We start from the raw sequence: 14,652 nt of genomic DNA on the forward strand, positions 1-14,652 counted from the left end.
GGGGCCGCGGGGTGGTTTACGGCTCGAACTTGTAGCCCAGACCGCGGACCGTCACCAGGTAGCGCGGGGCACCCGGGTCCGGCTCGATCTTGGCGCGGAGGCGCTTGACGTGGACGTCGAGCGTCTTGGTGTCGCCGACGTAGTCCGCGCCCCAGACCCGGTCGATGAGCTGCATGCGGGTCAGGACCCGGCCCGCGTTGCGGAGCAACATCTCCAGGAGGTCGAACTCCTTCAGCGGGAGGTCCACCTTGGCCCCGGCGACGGTGACCACGTGGCGGTCGACGTCCATGCGGACCGGGCCGGCCTCCAGGGCCGCGGGGGCGACCTCCTCCGGCTCGCCGCGGCGGCGCAGCACCGCGCGGATGCGGGCGACCAGCTCCCGCGAGGAGAAGGGCTTCGTGACGTAGTCGTCCGCTCCTATCTCCAGACCGACGACCTTGTCGATCTCGCTGTCCTTGGCGGTGACCATGATCACCGGCACGTTGGAGCGGCCGCGGAGCTGGCGGCAGACCTCGGTGCCGGGCAGGCCGGGCAGCATCAGGTCGAGGAGGACGAGGTCGGCGCCGTTGCGCTCGAACTCGTCGAGGCCGTCGGGACCGGTCGCCGCCACGGCGACCTCGAAGCCCTCCTTGCGGAGCATGTAGGACAGGGCGTCGCTGAAGGATTCCTCGTCCTCGACGACGAGCACTCGGGTCACGGAAGGACCTCCGGGGCAGGGATGGCAGGTTCGGTTTGAAGAGCGGAACGGGTGGCGGTCCCCGGTCCGGAGTAGGGGTCCGTGAGGCCGGGGCGGGCCGGGGCGGCACTGCCGCCCAGGGGTGCCCCGGCGCCCCGGTCGGCCGCCTCGGGCAGCCGCAGGGTGAAGGTGGAGCCCTGGCCCTCCGAGCTCCACACGGAGACCTCCCCGCCGTGGGAGGCCGCCACGTGCTTGACGATGGCCAGGCCGAGGCCCGTACCGCCGGTGGCGCGGGAGCGGGCGGGATCCACCCGGTAGAAGCGCTCGAAGATGCGCTCCCGGTCCTTCTCGGGGATGCCGATGCCCTGGTCGGTGACGGCGATCTCGATGAAGTCACCGCCCGGCGCGGAGACCCGGCGGCCGGCGATGCCGACCCGGGTCCGGGCCGGGCTGTAGTTGACGGCGTTCTCGACGAGGTTGCCCAGGGCCGCCGCGAGCTGTCCGCGGTTGCCCCAGACCTTCAGGTCCGCGGTGCCGCCCGCGGCCATGGTGATCTGCTTGGTGGAGGCGGTGTGCCGGCAGCGGTCGATGGCCTCGGCGACGAGGGTGTCGACGCGGACGGGCTCGGCGTCCTCCAGCGGGTCGTCGTTCTGGACCCGCGAGAGGTCGATGAGCTCCTGCACCAGGTTGGTGAGGCGGGTGGCCTCGATCTGCATCCGGCCCGAGAAGCGGATGACCGCCTCCGGGTCGTCGGAGGCGTCCATGACGGCCTCCGAGAGCAGGGAGAGGGCTCCCACCGGGGTCTTCAGCTCGTGGGAGACGTTCGCCACGAAGTCGCGGCGGACGGCTTCGATGCGCCGGGCCTCCGTGAGGTCCTCCACCAGCAACAGCACCAGCCGGGAGCCGAGCGGGGCCACCCGGGCGGAGACCGCCAGGGCCTCGCCGCGGCCGGTGCCCCGGCGCGGCAGGTCCAGCTCGACCTGGCGTATCTCGCCGTCGCGGCGGGTGTCGCGGGCCATGTGGAGCATCGGCTCCACGGCCAGCTTGCCGCCGCGTACCAGCCCGAGGGCGTACGCGGCGGAGCTGGCCTTGACCACGCTGTCCGCTTCGTCCAGGACCACTGCCGAGGAGCGGAGCACCGAGAGCACGGTGTCCACGCCGGGCGGCAGGATCGCGTTGATGTCGGGGCGCATGGCGCTCCGCGTCGGGCGGGCTTGGTCGCGCTCGCTCCAGCGGAACGCCAGCATGGCGATCACACCGGTACACAACCCGGCGATCGCTGCCGCTGCGGCGACCGCCGCGTTCACGTCCATGCATCCAGGTTAAGCAGGCACGACGCCACTTCCACAGCCGTTCGGGTGGCACCTCGAACAGTCGTCGCCCAGAGTTCACCATGGCGACGGTGTTGATTCACTTGTGGTGCCGGAGCTCGACGCGTCCGACTCGCACCGTGGCAGCGTGGGGGTCCGAACCCCCGGCCCCCGGGGCGGAACGGGCTCCGGTAGATACAGAGAGGGACACCCATGCGGGACGCGTACCACGAGGAACTGGACTCGATCAGCGACAGCCTGGTCGAGATGGCCCGGCTGGTCGGTTCGGCCATCGGCCGCGCCACCACGGCGATGCTGGACGCCGACCTGAATCTGGCGGAGAGCGTGATCGCGGCCGACCAGAAGGTCGACGACCTCCAGCACGACCTGGAGGCCCGTGCCATCGCCCTGCTGGCCCGGCAGCAGCCCGTGGCCACGGACCTGCGGATCGTGGTCACGTCCCTGCGGATGAGCGCCGACCTGGAGCGCTCGGGCGACCTGGCCCAGCACGTGGCCAAGCTGGCCCGGCTGCGCTTCCCCGAGCGGGCGGTGCCGCGGGACCTGCACGCCACGATCCTGGAGATGGGGCAGCTGGCCCAGCGACTGATGGCCAAGGCCGCCGAGGTGATCATCATCAAGGACGTGGACCTGGCGCTCCAGCTGGAGCAGGACGACGACGAGATGGACACCCTGCACCGGGCGCTGTTCCAGCACCTGATGGACGACCGCTGGAAGCACGGCATCGAGACGGCCGTGGACGTGACCCTGCTGGGCCGCTACTACGAGCGCTTCGCCGACCACGCGGTCTCGGTGGCCAAGCGGGTCGTGTACCTGGTCACGGGCGAGCACGCGGACGAGCTGCAGACCCCGGTCGAAACGGCCTGAGGCCGGATCCCGACCGCCCCCACTGGGCCGAACGGGTGAAACGTACGACAGGAGGGCCCGCCCGGATCACCGGGCGGGCCCTTCCCGCGCCTGCGGCCCGCCGGCTCCGGCGGGCGGTCGGCGGCCCCCGGCGGCGAGGGCCGGCGGGGGCCCGCTCCCGGGCGGATGCTCACCGCACCGGTGTCAGCCGCCGCACTGGCACGGGGCACCGGACTGGCAGCCGCAGCCGCAGCCGGACCCACAGCCGCAGGCCGCCAGCAGCGGGAGCCGCAGCGGCTCGGCGGCGGGCTGCCGCTCCTGTTCGGGGGTGACGGGGACGGGGGAATCGGCCATGGTTCCTCCTCGGAGCGCGTACGCGTCGCATGCCTTGCCCCATTCATGCCCAGCCGCCCGGGCGCGTCAACGGCGCACGGGCGCAGAAACCGCACGGGCGTCCACGCGACGGACGTCCGCCCCCGCGCGCCCCGGTTCCGGACGTCGCTCCGCGCGGGGCGGCGTCAGCCGAGTTCCCGCACGCCCACGATCTGACCGCCGCTGGTCTCCCCGGTCGGGGTGAAGCCGAGCCGCCGGTAGAACTCCCCGGGGCCGGTGGGGCCCGGCTCCCAGGTGGTGAAGAAGCGGTCCCCGCCGCGGCGGCGGACCTCGGCGCACCCGGCCTCGACGGCGTACCGCCCGTACCCCTTGCCCTGGTGCCCGGCGGCGATGTTCAGCCGCCACAGCCCGCTGCGCCGGTCCTCCGGGTCCGCGTCCGGGTTCCAGGCGATGTCGACGAACAGCATGAGGAAGCCGACCGCCTCGTCGCCGTCGAGGAGCAGCCGCGGCCAGGCGGTCTCGCCCCAGGCGTACGCCTCGGCCAGGGACTTCACCACCGGGGCCACGTTCTTCTCCTGCTCGGGGAGCACCCGCAGCGCCAGCGCCGCGTCGATGTTCCCCGGCCCGATCTTCTCCACCCGCACGTTCGCACTCACCCCGGCAACCTAACCGCCCGCCCCCGCACCCCCAACGGGGTTTCGCCGGACGGCACGAAGGGCCCCCCGCTCCACCAGTGGTGGAGCGGGGGGCCCTTCACGACGCGGACCTACCGCCGGCCCGGCGCCGCGTGCCGTGCGGTCACTTCTTGCCCTGGTTCTTGACGGCCTCGATGGCGGCCGCGGCGGCCTCCGGGTCGAGGTAGGTGCCGCCCGGGTTCAGGGGCTTGAACTCGGCGTCCAGCTCGTAGGAGAGCGGGATGCCGGTGGGGATGTTGAGGCCCGCGATGTCGGCGTCGGAGACGCCGTCGAGGTGCTTGACCAGCGCGCGCAGGGAGTTGCCGTGCGCGGCGACGAGGACGGTGCGGCCCGCGAGGAGGTCCGGGACGATGCCGTCGTACCAGTACGGGAGCATGCGCTGGACGACGTCCTTCAGGCACTCCGTCTTCGGGCGGAGCTCCGGCGGGATGGTGGCGTAGCGCGGGTCCTCGGACTGCGAGAACTCGGTGCCGTCCTCAAGGGCCGGCGGCGGGGTGTCGTACGAGCGGCGCCACAGCATGAACTGCTCCTCGCCGAACTCGGCGAGGGTCTGGGCCTTGTCCTTGCCCTGGAGGGCGCCGTAGTGGCGCTCGTTCAGGCGCCAGGAGCGGTGGACCGGGATCCAGTGGCGGTCGGCGGACTCCAGGGCCAGCTGCGCGGTGCGGATGGCGCGCTTCTGGAGGGAGGTGTGCACGACGTCGGGGAGTAGGCCGGCGTCCTTCAGCAGCTCACCGCCGCGGACCGCCTCCTTCTCGCCCTTCTCGTTGAGATTGACGTCCACCCACCCGGTGAACAGGTTCTTCGCGTTCCATTCGCTCTCGCCGTGGCGGAGCAGGATCAGCTTGTACGGTGCGTCGGCCATGCGTACGAGCCTAATGGACCCCGCAGGTGCTCCGCGCGCGCCGTCCACGGCGGGCGGGACCGGCCCGGGACCCTCCCGGGACCCCTTCCGGACGCGCTCCGACGGGGTCGGGGATATCCGTTGGCGGCCCGCGGGTGGGGAGTCGTAACGTGCGTGGTTGCCGAACGGTACTGACACGCACTGGGGGATCCCGTATGTCCGTTACGCGCCTGAGGGCGGCGGTCCAGGAGAGCGTGGGCGGGTTGCCGCGCGCCTTCTGGTGGCTGTGGATCTCCACGCTGATCAACCGGCTCGGGGCCTTCGTCGCCACTTTCATGGCTTTGTACCTGACCCAGGAGCAGGGCCGTTCGGCCTCGTACGCGGGACTGGTGGCCGCCCTGTACGGACTGGGCGGGGTGATCTCCACCCCGGTGGCGGGGGTGCTGGCGGACCGGATCGGGCGGCGGCCGACCCTGATGGCGGCGCAGTGCGGTACGGCCTTCTCGGTGGCGTTGCTGGCCTTCGTGGAGGATCCGGTGGCCATCGCGGCGGTGGCGCTGTTGGTGGGCATGGCCTCGAACGCCTCCCGGCCGGCGGTGCAGGCGATGTTCGCGGACATCGTGCCGCCGGAGGACCGGGTGCGGGCCTTCGCGCTCAACTACTGGGCCATCAACATGGGCTTCGGTCTGTCCGCGATGGCGGCGGGGCTGATCGCCGAGTACAGCTACCGGGCGGGCTTCCTCGGGGAGGCCGTGCTGACGCTGGCGTGCGCGGTGGTGGTCTTCCTGAAGCTGCCCGAGTCCCGGCCCGAGCGGTCCGCCGCGGCGGAGGCCGAGGAGGACGGGGTCAGCATGCGCACCGTGGTGCGGGACGGCCGCTTCATGGGTGTCGTCGGGCTGTCCTTCCTGATCTCCATGATCTTCATGCAGGGCTCGGTGGGGCTACCGGTGGCGATGGGCGCGGAGGGCTTCTCTCCGGGGGACTACGGCCTGGTCATCGCGGTGAACGGGCTACTGATCGTGGCCCTGCAGATCCCGGTGACGCGGTTCATCGAGCACCGGGACCCGCGGCGGCTGCTGGTGATCTCGGCACTGTTGGCCGGGTACGGCTTCGGGATGACGGCCTTCGCGGGCTCGTTGGGCGCGTACGCGCTGACGGTGTGCGTGTGGACGCTGGCCGAGATCGTCAACTCCCCCACCCAGATGAGCCTGGTGGTCCGGCTGTCCCCGGTGCAGGGCCGCGGGCGCTACCAGGGCATGTACTCGATGTCCTGGGCGGTGGCCTCGCTGGTGGCCCCGCTGCTGGCCGGCACGGTCATCGACCGCTCGGGAGCGGCCTGGCTGTGGGGGTACACGGCCGCCCTGGGCACGGTGGCGGCGCTCGGCTACTGGCTGCTGATGCGGAACCTGCCGACGGAGGACGCGGCCCCGGTGGGGACCGTGGAGGTGGCGCAGGCCCTGGAGGCGGCGAAGACGGCGAAGGCCGGGAGCGCCGGGACCGGGACGGCCGGGACGGCGGTCGAGTCGGCCGAGGTCGGGGCGGGTGCGGCCGCGACGGGTGCGGCCGGGGCGGCGGGTGCGGCCGTCAGGACGGACGCCTCGTCAGGTGCTTGAAGGCGTCGAGGTTGCGGGTGGATTCGCCGCGTGACACCCGCCAGGCGTACTCCTTGCGGATGGCGGAGGCGAAGCCGAGCTCCAGGAGGGAGTTGAAGGCGCCGTCGGCGGCCTCCAGCACGGAGCCGAGGAGGCGGTCCAGCTCCTCGGGGTTCACCACGGACAGCGGCAGCCGGCCGGTCAGGTAGACGTCGCCGAGGGAGTCCACGGCGTAGCTCACGCTGTACAGCTTCAGGTTGCGCTCCAGCAGCCAGCGGTGGACGCCCTCGGCGTTCTCGTCGGGGTGCCGGATGACGAAGGCGTTCACCGACAGGGAGTGCCGGCCGACCTTCAGGGAGCAGGTCGTGGAGAGCTTCCGGGTACCGGGCAGGGTCACGACGTACCCGCCGGGCTCCGGGTTCTCCCAGCTCAGCCCGGCGTCGTTGAGGGTGTTTTCGATGACCTGGTGAACAGGGTGGACCGCGTCAGCCATGGCTGGAGCGTACGCGACGGCGGTGTTCCTGCAGGGCGGCCGCGTACACCTCCGCGGTGGCCGCGGCGGCGGTGTCCCAGCCGAAGTGACGGGCGTGCCGGGCGGCGGCGTCGCCCATCCGGTCGGTGAGCCCGGGGTCGTCGACGAAGCGGCGCAGGGCGCGCGCGTAGTCCACGGGGTCGTGCCCGGGAACGAGGATGCCGGTGGTGCCGTCGTCGACGGCCACGGGCAGACCGCCCACCTCCGCGGCGATCACGGGGGTGCCGGCGGCCTGTGCCTCTATGGCCACGAGGCCGAATGACTCGCTGTACGAGGGCACGACCAGCACGGACGCGGCCCGGAACCAGTCGGCGAGCTGGTCCTGGCCCACCGGGGGCTGGAAGCGGACCAGCTCGGCTATGCCCAGACGGGCGGCCAGCTTCTGCAGCCCCTCGGGCTTGGCCAGGCCGCTGCCCGAGGGTCCGCCGACCACGGGGACCACCAGGCGGCCGCGGAGCGACGGATCGCGGCCCACCAGCTCGGCCACGGCCTTCAGGAGCACGTCGGGGGCCTTCAGGGGCTGGATGCGGCCGGCGAAGAGGGGGACGAGGGCGTCGGCGGGCAGCCCGAGGCGGGCGCGGGCGGCGGCCCGGCCGTCACCGACGGTGAAACGGTCGAGGTTCACCCCGGGGTGCACCACGGCCACCTTCCGCGGGTCGGCCTCGTAGTGCCGGACCAGCTCGTCGGCCTCCTCGGCGGTGTTCGCGATGAGGCGGTCGGCGGCGGCGACGATCTGGGTCTCCCCGATGACCCGGGCGGCCGGTTCGGGGGTGTCGCCCTCGGCGAGCGCGGCGTTCTTGACCTTGGCCATGGTGTGCATGGCGTGCACGAGGGGCACGCCCCAGCGTTCCGCGGCGAGCCAGCCGACGTGCCCGGAGAGCCAGTAGTGGGAGTGGACCAGGTCGTAGTAGCCGGGGCGGTGCCCCGCCCACGCCTGCATCACCCCGTGCGTGAAGGCGCACAGCTGCGCCGGGAGCTCCTCCTTGGCGAGGCCCTCGTACGGTCCGGCGTCCACGTGCCGCACCAGTACGCCCGGGGCCAGCTCCACGACGGGCGGCAGGCCGCCGGTGGTGGACCGGGTGAAGATCTCCACCTCGACGTTCTGGGCGGCCAGCCGGCGGGCCAGCTCGACGATGTACACGTTCATGCCGCCGGCGTCGCCGGTGCCCGGCTGGTGCAGCGGCGAGGTGTGGACGCTCAGCATGGCCACGCGGCGGGGCTTGCGGTGACCGTGCACGGCGGGGAGCCGCAACCGCGGCTGGAGGGGTCCGGTCAGCGCCGAGCGGCCGCCGGTGAGCCTGCCGCCGAGGCTGCTGAGCCGGGACACGTACTGACTCACGTGAGCGGTCCTCTCGCTCGGGGGCGTTCCGGGCACGACTGACGGAGGGCACTCGGGCCCTCGCCCCCCTTGCAACCAGGGCGGGCTCCGCCGCATTCCACTGTGCAGAACTTTTCTGCCGGACCGGAACTTTTGCCTCCGGTGGGGGTGGGGTGGGGGCGGGGACTGCGGGTGCGGGGCCGGGGCGGGTGCCGGTCACCGATGCGCTCAAGCGCCGCGCGGGCTGGGTTGGTGCTGTGGGGGGCGCGCGTCACCGATTGCGCTCAAACGCCGCGCGGGCTGGATTTCATGCGGTGGGTGGGCCGGTACGCCGTACCGATGCGCTCAAACTCCCCCAGCTACCGCCGGGAGGTGCCCCCTGCGCGGGCTGGGGGGAAATACAGCCCCGCCGGCGTTTGAGGCGCGGGGGTGCGGGGGCGGAGCCCCCGGAAGGGGTCCGGGGCGGAGCCCCGGGGTCGGGGAGGGGCGGGGTGGGGAAGGGCCCCGCGCAGCGGCACCGCCTCGCAGCGGGCACCCCCGAGCCGCAGCACTGCCGAGCCGCGGCACCGCCGGGGAGCGGTCCCGCCGGGCGGCGGGCTCGTACGGGCGGCCGCGTAGGCTCGGGGCATGGCCGCCCGCCCCTCCTCCCCCACCTCCGCCCGCCCCGTCGGCTCGGTCACCCGCGGCACCACCAACCCGAACCGCCTCCGCCGCATGGACCGCTGGATCGCGGCCGTCCACGGTCCGGCCCTGCGCCGCGCCGGGTCCCCGGTGGCCGTGGACCTGGGCTACGGGGCCGCGCCCTGGACCGCGGTGGAGTTGCGGACCCGGCTGCGGGCCGCCGCGCCCGCCGTCCGGGTGGTCGGGATCGAGATCGAACCGGCCCGGGTGGAGGCGGCCCGACCGTACGAGCGCGAGGGGCTGTCGTTCCGGCACGGCGGTTTCGAGGTGCCGCTCGACGGGGGTGAGCGTCCGGCGCTGATCCGCGCGGCGAACGTCCTGCGCCAGTACGACGAGGAGCGGGTCTCCGAGGTGTGGGCGCGGTTGTGCGGCCGGCTGACCCCCGAGGGGCTGCTCGTGGAGGGCACCTGCGACGAGATCGGGAGGCGGCACGTGTGGGTGGCGCTGGGCCCGGAGGGGGCCCGCACGGTGACCTTCGCGACCCGGCTGGGCTCACTGGAGCGGCCGTCCGACCTGGCCGAGCGGCTGCCGAAGGCGCTGATCCACCGGAACGTGCCGGGGGAGCCGGTGCACGCCTTCCTGCGGGACTTCGACCGGGCCTGGGCGGCCGCCGCCCCGTACGCCTCGCTGGGGGCGCGGCAACGGTGGATCCGTACGGCCCGTTCCCTGGCGGCCGATTGGCCGCTGACGGACGGCCCGCGCAGGTGGCGGCAGGGTGAACTGACGGTGCGGTGGGAGGCATTGCGCCCGGCCGGAGGCTGACAGACCGTCTCGTACCCCTTATAAAAGGCCCGGAGGTGGGGGTGTCGGATTCCGCGGAGTCGTGACACCATCCCGAAGGCGACTCGAAGTTACTGACGGTAAATCAGCTCCGCGGGGTCGCCCCGGCCCGTGATCCGAAGGCCGGCACCGCGCGGGCGGGACCGGGCACCGGCAGACGGGCGCCCGGAGCCGGACCCGCCGCGGGCCACGGAGCTGCCACATTCCGCTGGGGGGACGTTGAACCGAAGGCGCGGCGCCGCCGCCACACTCACCGCCATCTGCGCCATGGCCCTGCTCGTCACCCCCGGCCTCGCCCACGCGGCCCCCGTGCCGCCGCCGAACCCGGCCCCCGGCCCGGCCCCCGGGCCGCTCACGAGCCCCGCCCTGGAGCAGGTCCGCACGCAGATAGAGGACCTGTACCGGCAGGCCGCGGCCGCCACGGACGCGTACAACCTCGCCGAGGAGAAGGCCAAGCGGCAGTCCGAGCAGATCGTGCTCCTCGCGAAGCAGATCGTGGCCGGACAGGCGAAGATCGCGGACCTGAAGAACCGCGCGGGCGCCGCCGCCCGCGCCCAGTACCGCAACGGCGGCCTGCCGCCGGCCGCGCGGCTCGCGCTCAGCGACAGCCCCAGCCTCTTCCTCCAGGGGACCGGCCTGATCCGGCAGGGCGAACGTGCCGCGAAGGGCATGCTGGCCGAACTGAACGGCACCCAGGCCGACCTGGAGCAGTACGCGAACGACGCGAGCAACCACTGGCGGGTGCTGGAGACCAACCGCCTCGCCAAGGAAGCCGCGAAGAAGCGGATCAACGAGAAGATCACGGCCGCCCAGAAGCTGGAGGACCGGCTGGAGGCCGAGGAGAAGGCCCGGCTGCTCCAGTTGGAGCGCGAGGCCCAGTACCGCGAGCAGAAGAAGTGGGTCGACACCGGGGTCCTGAAGGACCTCAACGGCCGGGCCACGGACGCGGGCAAGCGGGCCGTGCAGTGGGCCACCGCCCAGATCGGCAAGCCGTACGTGTGGGGCGCCGAGGGACCGGACTCCTTCGACTGCTCCGGCCTCACCTCCCAGGCCTGGCTGGCCGCGGGCCGCGGCATCCCGCGGACCTCGCAGGAGCAGTTGCGGTTGCTGCCGAAGGTGCCCGTGAAGGACATGCGGCCCGGGGACCTCATCATCTACTTCGACGACGCCAGCCACGTGGCCATGTACATCGGGGACGGGGCGATGGTGCACGCGCCGCGGCCCAACCGGAACGTCACGATCGCGGGCGCGGGCTCGATGCCGATCAAGGCGGTCGTCCGCCCCGACGCGTAGCGGGCACGATCCGGCCCGACGGCCGGCACGATCCGCCCCGGGCCCCGCGCCCCGCACACCCCGGCTCCCGCACACCCAGGCTCCCGCCCGGCCCGGTCTTCCGGCTCCGCCGGGCGGCGGCCGGGCGGGTTCCGGTTGTTCGGGGCGCGGGGTGGTGTCAGGGGGCGGGACGGGAGTGCCGGCGGGCGTGATGTTCGTCATCCGGGGGTGCGGCCTTTCGCCCGGGATTTCGGCATATGGCCGCGGAGCCGGCCGCAACGCCATTCCGATTCCCCGCCCCGTACCGCTATGGTCCCCGTCTGGTGGCGTGCCGTTCGGCGCACCACCGCACCCTCGGGGGGAGGGAAGGAACCCAGACGATGCCCGCACCCGTACCGCGGCAGAGGGATACCCCGGCCGTGGTCAGCGGTCAGGCCGTTCTGTCCGCCACCACCGCACCCGCAGTACCCGCCACCGCCGCGACCGGCACACCCGCGGCCGCCGCCCCGGCCCCGCTCGCCGCCCCGGTGGTCCCGGCCGTACCCGCGCCCGTACCCCCGGCCCCGGTTCCCGCCCCGGCCGCCGCGCTCACGCTCCTCGTGATCGAGGACGACCCGGCCGGCGGCCTGACCGTCCCGGAGATGCTCGACGGCGAGGGCAATCGCATCCGGATCCGCACCGCGCGCAACCTCACCGAGGCGACCCGGCTGCTCACCCCCGACGTGCACTGCATCCTGCTGGACCTGTCCCTGCCCCGCGGCACCGACCCCGCCGGCACCGACGAGCTGGCCACCCTGCGGCAGGTCCTCCGGATCGCCCCGCGCCACGCCGTCCTCGTCCTGACCTGTGAGGCGGACACCGAGCGGGCCGCGGAGGCGGTCCGCGTCGGCGCCCAGGACTACCTGCACCGCGACGAGCTCGACGGACGCCTGCTGAGCCGTGCCATCCGCTACGCGGTCGAGCGCAAGCGGGCCGACATCGCCCAGTACAAGCTCGCGGAATCGAAACTGCGGGCCCAGGAGAACGCCCGCCTCGAACGCGGACTGCTCCCCACCCCGCTCCTCGAAGGCTCCGACCTGCGGTTCGCCGCCCGCTACCGGCCGGGCCGCAGCCGCGCCCTGCTCGGCGGGGACTTCTACGACGCCGTCCGCACCCCGGACGGCACGGTGCACGCGATGATCGGCGACGTCTGCGGGCACGGCCCCGACGAGGCCGCGCTGGGCGTCGAGCTGCGCATCGCCTGGCGGGCGCTGACCCTGGCCGGGCTGTGCGGGGACGACCTGCTGGCCACGCTCCAGGAGGTCCTGGAGGTGGAGCGGCCGCACGAGGAGATCTTCGCGACCCTGTGCACGGTGGACATCTCCCCCGACGGCCGGCGCGCGGGCCTCTGCCTGGCCGGGCACCCCGCCCCGCTGATCACCCGCCCGGGCCGGACCGCGCGGCTGCTCCCGTACGAGGACAGCGGCCCGGCCCTGGGCCTGCTCCCGCGGGCCCGCTGGCCGCGCCGCCAGGTGGACCTGGGCGGCACCTGGAGCCTGATGATGTACACCGACGGGCTGATCGAGGGCCGGATCGGGCAGGGCCGGGAGCGGCTGGGTCAGGACGGCATGGTCGAGATGATCAACCGGCACCTGGACTCCGGGCTGCGCGGGGAACACCTGCTGGAGGCCGCCGTGACGGAGGCCCGGCGCCTCAACGGCGGCGAGCTGACCGACGACGTGGCCGTGGTCCTGCTGGACCGCCGCTCCGGCCTGGGCTGACCCCGCCCCCGCCGCTTCCCCTCTCGTCCGCGCTCCGCCCGCCCCGCCCCGCCTCCACCGGACCCGGTCCCGGACGGACCGGGTGCGGAAAGCGCCGTGCCCCCGGCCGGAGCCGGGGGCACGGGAACGCGCGCTGCGGGGGCCCGGGCCGGGAGCCCGGGGCGGGGTGGACCGTCAGCGGCCGCCGTTGTAGGGGCCGTACGGGCCGTCGCTGCTGCTGCCGCCGCGGCTGCGGCCGCCGCCGGAGACCCGCTTGAGGGCCGGCCGCACGTCCACGAAGAACACGATGGTGGCGATCAGGCCCGCGATCTGGAGGAAGAGCATCCCGAGGAACAGGTCCACCAGGACCGTGACCCCGAGGAGGATCGACCAGAACGGCTTGGTCTGCTTGTCGGCGGCGCGGAAGGCGTCCTCGCGGGCCGTGAGGGCCAGGAACAGGGCGATCACGGCGGGCAAGAGCGTGCCGAAATACAACAGGTTCGCCAGCAGCGAGTCGAACTTCTGCATCAACATCCCGGTACCCGCTTCTTCGCTTCTCGTCGTGGACTGAGCCCTGCGGCCAAAGTACCCGCTGAACGGTCAACGAACCGGGCACCCGCTCCGGTGCCCGCTCCGCCGACCGGTCCGCGGGGCCGCTCCTCGGAACCGCTCCGCCGACTACTCCGCGGGCTTCTCGGCGGGCTGCTCCGGGGCGGCCTCGGCGGCGGCGGTCTTCTTGGCCGTCGTCTTGCGGGCGGCGCGCTTCGCGGCGGGCTTGGCCGGAGCCTCCTCCGCGGGGGCCGCCTCGGCGGGGGCCTCGGTGGAGGTCGCTTCGGCGGCCGGAGCGGGCTCAGCGACCGGCGTGGGGCGGGGGGCCTCGACCACCTCGGCGATGTCGATGATCTCGTCGGCGACCTCGCCGCGCCACTGCTTCACGGCCTGCTCGCCGTGCTCGGCGACCTTGTCGTAGGTCTCCTTGGCGCGGACGGCGTACTCGGCGGCCACGCCGACCCCGCGGAGGGCGAGGTCCTGGGCCTGCTCGCCGAGCTTCTTGAGGTCGGCGGAGTCGAGGGCCTTGCGGACGTCCACGCCGTCGAGGGCGCCGAGCACCTCGGCGACCTTCGCGGTCACCACGGCCTGGGCTTCCTTGGCCCGGTCCTGGACGACCTTGGGGTCGGTGTTGCGGACGGCGTCGATGCGGCCGGGCGCCTCGGCGCGCAGCTGGTCGATGAGCCCGGGCACCTTACGGGCCTGCTGCACGGCCAGGTCGGCGGTGCCCGCGGCGAAGTAGAGGGGGGTCGGGTCGGTGAGGGTCTTGCGCAGGTCATCGGCGATGGCCATGACTGGTCCTCCCGGATCGCAGTTCGCGGTTCAGTCCGCGGTTCGGTTCGTCGTGGTGGTGGCGCCGTCGGCGGGGTACGCCCCGGTGGCGCCGCCGACGGCGGGCTCGGGGGTGGTCCCCGGGGCGCCGTCGGTGGTCTGCTCGGAGGCGTTCTCCTTGCGGAACGACTCGTAGATCTGGAGGAGCACCTGCTTCTGGCGCTCGTTGATCGACGGGTCGGCGAGGATGACGGCGCGCGTCTCGACCTCGTCCGCTTCCCGCTCGTCGAGGATCCCGGCCCGCACGTAGAGGGTCTCGGCGGAGATCCGCAGGGCCTTGGCCAGTTGCTGGAGGATGTCCGCGCTCGGTTTGCGCAGTCCCCGCTCGATCTGGCTGAGGTACGGATTCGACACCCCCGCGGCGTCGGCGAGCTGACGCAGCGACAGCTGCGCCTGGCGGCGCTGGTCGCGGAGGTACTCGCCGAGGTTCCCGACGTTGAGCGTTCCCATGCTCCCGATGCTGCCCCACGGCGCTAACTTTTGCAAGCGGACTGCTTGCAACAGTACCCCTATCTCTCTCGGGGGCCTCCCCCTAGGGGGCCCGGCGGGCGTCGGCGGGCGTCGGCGGGCGTCGGCGGGCGTCGGCGGGCGTCGGCGGGCGTCGGCGGGCGTCGGCGGGCGTCGGCGGCGTTGTCAGTG

15 protein-coding genes are annotated in these 14,652 nt (G+C 73.6%); 5 read left to right on the forward strand and 10 right to left on the reverse strand.

Annotated elements, in window-relative coordinates:
• Window positions 1-16 precede the first annotated feature (16 nt).
• Together phoP and phoR are read right to left on the reverse strand one after the other, a co-directional pair.
• Window positions 17-688 carry a two-component system response regulator PhoP gene (gene phoP, locus ABTZ17_RS32210; protein WP_470420303.1) on the reverse strand — a complete coding sequence of 224 codons (672 nt, stop codon included), beginning with the start codon at window positions 686-688 and terminating at the stop codon, window positions 17-19.
• A 5-nt stretch (window positions 689-693) separates the two neighbouring features.
• A complete protein-coding gene (gene phoR, locus ABTZ17_RS32215) occupies window positions 694-1,989 on the reverse strand; it encodes a two-component system sensor histidine kinase PhoR (protein WP_352199329.1) in 1,296 nt (431 codons plus the stop codon).
• Between the two features lie 210 nt (window positions 1,990-2,199).
• On the opposite strand from phoR, the gene phoU reads away from it, so the two are divergent.
• Window positions 2,200-2,871, forward strand: a complete 672-nt coding sequence (phoU, locus tag ABTZ17_RS32220; protein ID WP_352199330.1) for a phosphate signaling complex protein PhoU — start codon at window positions 2,200-2,202, stop codon at window positions 2,869-2,871.
• A gap of 183 nt (window positions 2,872-3,054) precedes the next feature.
• Here the strand turns inward: phoU and ABTZ17_RS32225 are convergent, their stop codons facing one another.
• The 3 genes from ABTZ17_RS32225 to ABTZ17_RS32235 all read right to left on the reverse strand — a co-directional run bounded on the left by ABTZ17_RS32225 (window position 3,055) and on the right by ABTZ17_RS32235 (window position 4,740).
• Entirely contained in the window at window positions 3,055-3,204 is a 150-nt protein-coding gene (locus ABTZ17_RS32225; RefSeq protein WP_352199331.1) for a hypothetical protein, read from the reverse strand.
• 164 nt (window positions 3,205-3,368) lie between these two features.
• On the reverse strand, window positions 3,369-3,839 hold the full coding sequence (locus ABTZ17_RS32230; RefSeq protein ID WP_352199332.1) for a GNAT family N-acetyltransferase: 471 nt from the start codon (window positions 3,837-3,839) through the stop codon (window positions 3,369-3,371).
• A gap of 142 nt (window positions 3,840-3,981) precedes the next feature.
• Window positions 3,982-4,740, reverse strand: a complete 759-nt coding sequence (locus ABTZ17_RS32235) for a phosphoglyceromutase (protein WP_352199333.1) — start codon at window positions 4,738-4,740, stop codon at window positions 3,982-3,984.
• A 194-nt stretch (window positions 4,741-4,934) separates the two neighbouring features.
• Here ABTZ17_RS32235 and ABTZ17_RS32240 point away from each other — a divergent pair, with 194 nt between their 5' ends.
• A complete protein-coding gene (locus ABTZ17_RS32240) occupies window positions 4,935-6,332 on the forward strand; it encodes an MDR family MFS transporter (protein ID WP_352199334.1) in 1,398 nt (465 codons plus the stop codon).
• Here the strand turns inward: ABTZ17_RS32240 and ABTZ17_RS32245 are convergent.
• Both ABTZ17_RS32245 and mshA read right to left on the reverse strand, forming a co-directional pair.
• Window positions 6,304-6,804 carry a type III secretion system chaperone family protein gene (locus ABTZ17_RS32245; RefSeq protein WP_352199335.1) on the reverse strand — a complete coding sequence of 167 codons (501 nt, stop codon included), beginning with the start codon at window positions 6,802-6,804 and terminating at the stop codon, window positions 6,304-6,306. The genes ABTZ17_RS32240 and ABTZ17_RS32245 overlap by 29 nt on opposite strands.
• Window positions 6,797-8,182, reverse strand: a complete 1,386-nt coding sequence (mshA, locus tag ABTZ17_RS32250) for a D-inositol-3-phosphate glycosyltransferase (protein WP_502994937.1) — start codon at window positions 8,180-8,182, stop codon at window positions 6,797-6,799. Before mshA ends, ABTZ17_RS32245 begins: the two co-directional genes overlap by 8 nt.
• A gap of 606 nt (window positions 8,183-8,788) precedes the next feature.
• Between mshA and ABTZ17_RS32255 the strand changes: the two genes are divergently transcribed.
• The 3 genes from ABTZ17_RS32255 (at window position 8,789) to ABTZ17_RS32265 (ending at window position 12,654) form a co-directional block, all read left to right on the forward strand.
• Complete coding sequence (locus ABTZ17_RS32255) at window positions 8,789-9,604, forward strand: class I SAM-dependent methyltransferase (protein ID WP_352199336.1); 816 nt, start codon at window positions 8,789-8,791, stop codon at window positions 9,602-9,604.
• A 237-nt stretch (window positions 9,605-9,841) separates the two neighbouring features.
• Entirely contained in the window at window positions 9,842-10,915 is a 1,074-nt protein-coding gene (locus tag ABTZ17_RS32260; protein ID WP_352199337.1) for a C40 family peptidase, read from the forward strand.
• A 359-nt stretch (window positions 10,916-11,274) separates the two neighbouring features.
• Entirely contained in the window at window positions 11,275-12,654 is a 1,380-nt protein-coding gene (locus tag ABTZ17_RS32265; RefSeq protein ID WP_352199338.1) for a SpoIIE family protein phosphatase, read from the forward strand.
• A 174-nt stretch (window positions 12,655-12,828) separates the two neighbouring features.
• On the opposite strand, the gene ABTZ17_RS32270 is transcribed toward ABTZ17_RS32265, so the two are convergent.
• From ABTZ17_RS32270 to ABTZ17_RS32280, 3 genes are all read right to left on the reverse strand, one after another.
• Complete coding sequence (locus tag ABTZ17_RS32270; protein ID WP_352199339.1) at window positions 12,829-13,167, reverse strand: DUF2516 family protein; 339 nt, start codon at window positions 13,165-13,167, stop codon at window positions 12,829-12,831.
• Window positions 13,168-13,311: 144 nt separating this feature from the next.
• Entirely contained in the window at window positions 13,312-13,974 is a 663-nt protein-coding gene (locus tag ABTZ17_RS32275) for a hypothetical protein (RefSeq protein WP_352199340.1), read from the reverse strand.
• 30 nt (window positions 13,975-14,004) lie between these two features.
• Window positions 14,005-14,463: a helix-turn-helix domain-containing protein gene (locus ABTZ17_RS32280; RefSeq protein WP_352199341.1), complete on the reverse strand. Its 459-nt coding sequence runs from the start codon at window positions 14,461-14,463 to the stop codon at window positions 14,005-14,007.
• Between the last annotated feature and the right edge of the window lie 189 nt (window positions 14,464-14,652).

Source organism: Streptomyces sp. NPDC097619, assembly GCF_040302735.1.
Taxonomy (GTDB): Bacteria; Actinomycetota; Actinomycetes; order Streptomycetales; family Streptomycetaceae; genus Streptomyces.